A 6,225-nucleotide genomic window follows, 5' to 3' on the forward strand; every position below is an offset into this window, starting at 1 on the left:
AGATTCAGGCGCGCCTGGTAGACCGAGATGCCGTCCATTACCGAATCCGGCCGGGCCAGGTAGACAAACTCAAAGATGCAGGGGTTCAGCACCGGGGCATCGGCACATTGCTGTGCATGCACGTTGCCCTGCAGGTCGATAAAGATGGCCTCACCCGGCTCGATGTTGCGCTCGAACGTGTGTGAGGTGCCTTCCAGCGCGACCGATTCGCTGGCCAGCATCCAGGTGTCGGCCGAGCGCCCCAGGCATAAGGGGCGAATGCCAAACGGGTCGCGGAACGCCAGCACACCATGCCCGGCCAGCAAGGCAATCACCGCATACGACCCCTTGACGCGGCGATGCACCTTTTGCACGGCGGCAAAAATATCGGCGGGTTGCAGCGGCAGGCCACGCGTGGTTTTTTCGATCTCATGCGCCAGCACGTTGAGCAGCACTTCGGAATCGCTGTCGGTGTTGATATGGCGGTGATCCGTGTTGAACAGCTCGGCCTTCAGCTCGGCGGCATTTGTCAGGTTGCCGTTATGCGACAGCACCAGGCCAAACGGCGCGTTGACGTAAAACGGCTGCGCCTCGTCTTCGCTGTAGGCATTGCCGGCCGTCGGATAGCGCACCTGGCCCAGGCCCACCGTGCCCGGCAGGGCGCGCATGTTGCGGGTGCGAAACACGTCGCGCACCATGCCCTTGGCCTTGTGCATGAAGAACTTGCGCCCCTGCTGGGTGACGATGCCCGCCGCATCCTGGCCCCGGTGCTGCAGCAGCAGCAGGCCGTCATAAATCAGCTGGTTGACCGGGGCTTTGCTGACGACGCCGACTATTCCACACATAGATTGCTTTTCATGAATTGAGATACTTTCCAAACTGCTCCGGCAGCACGGGTTTGAGCCCCTTCAGCATGGCGCTCAGGGCCACCGCGCCCCTGGACTCGCGCCACCAGTCGCTGGTCCTGAGCGCCGTCATGTCCATCACCACCGTTGCCGCCAGCAACAAGATCAGGCCGCGCAGCAGGCCAAACGCAGCGCCCAGCGTGCGGTCCACCGGACGCAGGCCCATGGCTTCGACCAGCTTTTTCAGCAAGAAAGCCAGCAAGCCCGCCGCAAACACCGCCACAATAAAAATCAGCACAAACGCCGCCGCATGGCGCACCGGCGCCGACGCCGACTGGATTGGCAGGCGGGCCGCCAAGTCGGGCGCCAACCACTGCGCCAGATAAAACGACGCGGCCCAACCCAGCACCGACAACACCTCGTACACCAGCCCGCGCAAGGCGCCCAGCGCCATGGAAAAAACCAGCACCCCCAGCAAAATCCAGTCAACAGCCGCCACAACAATCCTGACGACTGGCTTTTATAAAGTCAGGATGGCGGCCGGCAAATCAAGGGACTTGATCTTGCTGGCGGCCTTTTCGGCCTCGGCCTTGCTGGCAAACGGCCCCACGCGCACACGGATGCGTTTGCCGTCCTTGGTTTCAGCGACCTGGGTATAGGTTTTGAGGCCGGCTTTTTCGAGCTTGAGGCGCGCCTCGCGGGCCTTGGCCACGTCGGCAAACGCGCCGACCTGCACCACCATGCGGCCTTCCACCTCGGCGCCCGAGGGCTTGGCCGGCGCCTGGTCGCCGCCATTGAGCAGGGCGCTGGCACGCGCGGCGTCATCGCCGGCGGCGGGCTTGGGGGCGGGTTTGGCTTCGGATTTGGCTTCGGGCTTGGCCTGCGCCTTGACTTCCGGCTTTGGCTCCGCTTTCGGCTCGGGTTTTGCTTCGTTTTTGATAGCTGGAAGCGCCTGTGTTACCTGGGCTGGAGCCGGTTTTGACGGCAAAATCTCTTCCTTGGGGGCGAGGCTGGCGGTGTCGGCGACTTTTTCGCCCGATGCCGCGGCCGGCGCGGCCGCCGGGCCCTTGGCCGGTGGCGGATTCAGCGGCCTGACGCTGTTTTTGCCGGGAATTTCAATCGGGATGTCGACCGCCAGCGGCCGCGGCTGGGTGTCGAACAGCAGCGGAAATCCGACCACGCCAATCAGCACCAGCACGGCAGCGCCAATCAGGCGGTGCTTGGCGCGCTTGCGCATGACTTCCACGCTTTCCGTTGGAGCGGCTGACCCGGCGGTGGGGGCAGCATTGGCGCCGCCCCGGCGGAAGTTGAAAAACGGCATGGTGAGTTGGAAGTCCGTTGACGGTTAAGTGGGGCTGGGCCTGCCCAACACGGTCTGTGACAAGACCGCAAAGGCCATGGGCAGGCTGGCTGTTCAGGGCTTTCGGCTTCAGCCGGCCAGGTGGGGGGCCACAAGACGCGGCACGCCGTCCTTCAAAATACCGCCCACCGTGTAGAACGAGCCGAACACCACGATTCTATCAGCGGGGGTTGCCGCCTTGACGGCCGCCTGCAGGGCCTGCTCGGGGCTTTGCCAGGTGCTGGCGCTGACATCGTTGCGGGTTTGCAGCGCCGCCCACCGGCTTTTCAGCGATTCGGCGCTGGCGGCCCGCGCCGTCGGCAAATCGGTGAAATACCATTTGTCGATCAAGGGGCTGACGCGCACCAGCATGGGCGCCAGGTCTTTGTCGGCCATGGCCCCAAACACCGCATGGGTGCAGGGGTAAAAGCCCATGGCATCGAGGTTTTCGGCCAGCGCCGCGACCGAATGCGGGTTGTGCGCCACGTCCAGCACCAGCGTCGGCTGGCCCGGCACGATCTGGAAGCGCCCCGGCAGTGCGACCATGGACAGGCCGTTGCGCACCGCCTGGGCCGTGATGGGCAGGCGATCGCGCAGCGCCGTCAGCGCCGCCAGCACGCCGGCGGCATTGACCAACTGGTTGGCGCCGCGCAGCGCGGGGTAGGCCAGCCCGGCATAGCGCCGGCCACGGCCGGCCCAACCCCATTGCTGCTTGTCGCCCGAAAAATTGAAGTCATGACCGAAGCGCCACAAGTCAGCGCCGACCTGCGCCGCATGCTCCACGATGCTTTGCGGCGGCATCGGGTCGCTGACGATGACGGGTTTGCCGGCGCGCATGATGCCGGCTTTTTCCCGGCCAATGCTTTCGCGGTCGTTACCCAAAAACTCCATGTGGTCCAGGTCGATGCTGGTGATCACCGCGCAGTCGGTGTCCAGCAGATTGACGGCATCGAGCCGCCCGCCCAGGCCCACCTCCAGAATCACCACATCCAGGCCCGATTCAGCCAGCAACTGCAGGATGGCCAGGGTCGTGAATTCGAAGTAGGTCAGCGAAATTTCATCGCCATTTTGGCCTCTAGCCCTTTCAACACGGTCGAAAGCAGCTATCAAATCAGTAGCATCTACCATCTCGCCACGAATCCGGCAGCGCTCTTCAAAATGCACCAGATGCGGTGAGGTGAACAGGCCGGTGCGGTAGCCGGCCTGCAGCAAGATGGCCTCCAGCATGGCGCAGGTCGAGCCCTTGCCGTTGGTGCCGGCCACCGTGATGATGGGACAGGCAAAGGCCAGCCCGAGCCGCTGGGCCACGGCCTTGACGCGCTCCAGCCCCAGGTCTATGGCTTTGGGGTGCAGCTGCTCGCAATAGGCCAGCCATTGATCCAGCGTTTTGTCCAGGGTTTTGTCGGGGGGGGTCATGTCTTTCCTACTGGCCCGCATTGTCGCGCAGAGTGGGCACACACCCGTTGACGTTCACTGCGTGTAACGTCCTCCCCCCTTGCCGGGGCGGCGCCTGCGGCCGGCAAAGCCGGACCGCGGCCCCTGCTGAGAAGATTATTTCAATTCGCCGTTTTTCAGGTGACGAAGCGCTGCAGGGCGGCCATCAGCTGGTGCAAAATGCCGGGCTCGTTGAAGGCGTGGCCGGCGTCGTCGACGATGTGAAACTCGGCCTCGGGCCACACGCGGTGCAGGTCCCAGGCGGTTTTGGCGGGCGTGCAGACATCGTAGCGGCCCTGCACGATCACGCCCGGAATTCCGGCCAACTTGCCGGCATCGCGAATCAGCTGGCCTTCTTCGAGCCAGCCTTCGTGCACGAAATAGTGGTTTTCGATGCGCGAAAAGGCCAGCGCAAAGTCGTCGCCCTCGTGCTTGGCGCTGGCCTCGGGGTCGGGCAGCAGCCGTATGGTCTGGCCCTCCCACAGGCTCCAGGCCTTGGCGGCGGCCAGCTGCTCGGCCCGGTTGCTGCCGACCAGGCGCTTGCGGTAGGCGGCCATCAGGTCGCCGCGCTCGGCCGGCGGAATCGGCGCCAGAAACCGTTCCCACAGGTCCGGATACAGCCAGGACGCGCCTTCCTGGTAATACCAGAGCAGCTCGGCGCGGCGCAGCGTGAAGATGCCGCGCACGATCAGTTCGGACACGCGCGCCGTATGGGTCTGGGCGTAGGCCAGCGCCAGCGTGCTGCCCCAGGAGCCGCCAAACACCAGCCAGCGCTCAACGCCCAGCAGCGTGCGTAGGCGCTCGATGTCGGCCACCAGGTCCCAGGTGGTGTTGTGCTCCAGCGAGGCGCCGGGGCGCGAGCGGCCGCAGCCGCGCTGGTCAAACAGCAGCACGCAGTAGCGCTCGGGGTCAAACAGCCGCCGGTGGTCGGGCGAGCAGCCGGCCCCCGGCCCGCCGTGCAAAAACACCGCCGGTTTGCCCTTGGGGTTGCCGCACAGCTCCCAATAGACCGAGTGGCCGTCGCCGGTGTCGAGCCGGCCGGTGCGAAACGGCTCGATAGGCGGAAACAGCGCGGCGGAGGCCGCGGGCACGGAGCGGGTGGCGGGTGGGGCTGTAGAGGTCATTGGGCGTCCATGAAATTGAGGGCATCGGGAGCAATCAGTGGCGGTCCGCCGCAAAAAATAGTAACGCGCCGTCACCGACCGGGCTGAACCAGTTTGACATTATTCCAGCGTTGCCGCGTGCCGCCGGGTTTGCATGGTTGATTTTTTTGCTATTTATTTTATAGCATCAAGCACCCTTATTGTCTGGGCTACAGCCATTTTTAGCTCAAAATTGAAGGGCTGGGCCGGTCTGCCCGGCGCCGAAGGCCTTGGGGCCGGGGCCGTGCATCAAAAGCCTCGGGGTGGCATGCCCGTGCACCGGTTGCGGCGGGCCACGCGTCAATCGTTACAACTTTTCCTGCAAATGTGCAGTCCGCACATTGATACTGAACCAATCATGCGAAATCCTCTTGATCCGCTGGGACCACCGCCCGATGACAACGCGGTGATGGATGCCCTGAGCGCCGAACAACAGGTGGTGCTGGACGCGCTGGACGACGTGTTTGCGCCTATGGCCCAGCTGTGCATTGCCAGGGGCATACGCATACAGGCGGTCGAGGACCAGCTTCGCGGCGCCTTTGTCAAGGCGGCCCACGACGCCCACCCGGCGCAGTCGTCCAACCGTCAGACCAGCCGCATCAGCGCCACCACCGGCCTGACCCGGCGCGAGGTGGCGCGTCTTGAGAGCCAGCCCGACCGCAGCCACGAACCCCGCCGCTCGACGCGTTCCCCGATTACCGAGCTGTTCACGCGCTGGCTGACCGACCCGGCGCTGCACGATGCGGACGGCAAGCCGCTGCAACTGCCGCGGCATGGGCTGGCGCCGAGTTTTGAAAGCCTGGCCCACGCGGTCACGCGGGACGTGCATCCACGGACATTGCTGGACGAGTTGTGTCGGCTGCAACTGGCCGCCCACGATACGGCCAGCGACAGCGTGCGCCTGCTGCGCGAAGCCTTTGTGCCCCGCGGCGACTGGGCCCGCATGCTGGTTTTTCTGGGCGACAACGTGGGCGACCACTTCCGCGCTGCCGTGGCCAATGTGCTGCAGGATGGCAAGCAGCATATCGAGCAGGCCATTTTTGCCGACGAGTTGTCGGCCGAGTCACTGGCGCAGGCGCGCGAGCTGATGGCGCACCAGTGGCGCGCGCTGCTGGAGCAGGTCGCGCCGCAGCTGGAACACCTGATTGATCGGGACCGGGAATCGGGCCGGGCGCAGGACCAAAGCCTGCGCATTGGCCTGTTCACCTGGTCGCAGACCATGGCAGCGCCTGCTGCATCATCCATCCCCCCAACCCCCAAGGAGAGCACATCATGAAAAACGAACTGAACACCCCGGCCGCCGAAGGCATCACGCGCCGGGACGGACTGCTGTTGACCGTGCTGGGCAGTGCCATGGCCCTGGCGGGCTGCGGCGGTGGTGGCGGGGGCGGCGTGGCCGGTGTCAGCAGCGGCGGTACCGGCTCTTTCTCGTCAGGGCCGATCGCCGGCTTTGGCTCCATCATCGTTGGCGGCATCCGGTTTGAAG

Annotated in this window: 6 protein-coding genes and 1 pseudogene; 2 read left to right on the plus strand and 5 right to left on the minus strand. The window is 64.9% G+C overall.

All coding sequences use genetic code 11. The features are described 5' to 3' along the window. The 5 genes from RMO23_RS18555 to pip all read right to left on the minus strand — a co-directional run. Positions 1 to 824: amidophosphoribosyltransferase (locus RMO23_RS18555; RefSeq protein ID WP_405041636.1), on the minus strand; the 824-nt coding region annotated here is incomplete at its 3' end. A 10-nt stretch (positions 825 to 834) separates the two neighbouring features. Further along, the gene (locus tag RMO23_RS18560) at positions 835 to 1,323 is read right to left on the minus strand and encodes a CvpA family protein (protein WP_309684385.1); all 489 of its coding nucleotides are present in this window, start codon (positions 1,321 to 1,323) and stop codon (positions 835 to 837) included. A 21-nt stretch (positions 1,324 to 1,344) separates the two neighbouring features. After that, the gene (locus RMO23_RS18565; RefSeq protein WP_309684387.1) at positions 1,345 to 2,145 is read right to left on the minus strand and encodes an SPOR domain-containing protein; all 801 of its coding nucleotides are present in this window, start codon (positions 2,143 to 2,145) and stop codon (positions 1,345 to 1,347) included. A 108-nt stretch (positions 2,146 to 2,253) separates the two neighbouring features. Next, on the minus strand, positions 2,254 to 3,579 hold the full coding sequence (gene folC, locus RMO23_RS18570) for a bifunctional tetrahydrofolate synthase/dihydrofolate synthase (RefSeq protein ID WP_309684389.1): 1,326 nt from the start codon (positions 3,577 to 3,579) through the stop codon (positions 2,254 to 2,256). A 155-nt stretch (positions 3,580 to 3,734) separates the two neighbouring features. Continuing rightward, on the minus strand, positions 3,735 to 4,667 hold the full coding sequence (pip, locus tag RMO23_RS18575) for a prolyl aminopeptidase (RefSeq protein ID WP_309684395.1): 933 nt from the start codon (positions 4,665 to 4,667) through the stop codon (positions 3,735 to 3,737). Positions 4,668 to 5,097: 430 nt separating this feature from the next. Here pip and RMO23_RS18580 point away from each other — a divergent pair, with 430 nt between their 5' ends. Both RMO23_RS18580 and RMO23_RS18585 read left to right on the plus strand, forming a co-directional pair. Continuing rightward, the gene (locus RMO23_RS18580; RefSeq protein WP_309684393.1) at positions 5,098 to 6,015 is read left to right on the plus strand and encodes a DUF6502 family protein; all 918 of its coding nucleotides are present in this window, start codon (positions 5,098 to 5,100) and stop codon (positions 6,013 to 6,015) included. Beyond that, a pseudogene (locus RMO23_RS18585) lies at positions 6,012 to 6,225 on the plus strand (hypothetical protein); the annotation flags it as partial. The gene RMO23_RS18580 and the pseudogene RMO23_RS18585, both read left to right, overlap by 4 nt.

Origin of the sequence: Polaromonas sp., assembly GCF_031411155.1 — a bacterium.
Classification (GTDB): Bacteria; Pseudomonadota; Gammaproteobacteria; order Burkholderiales; family Burkholderiaceae_C; genus Polaromonas.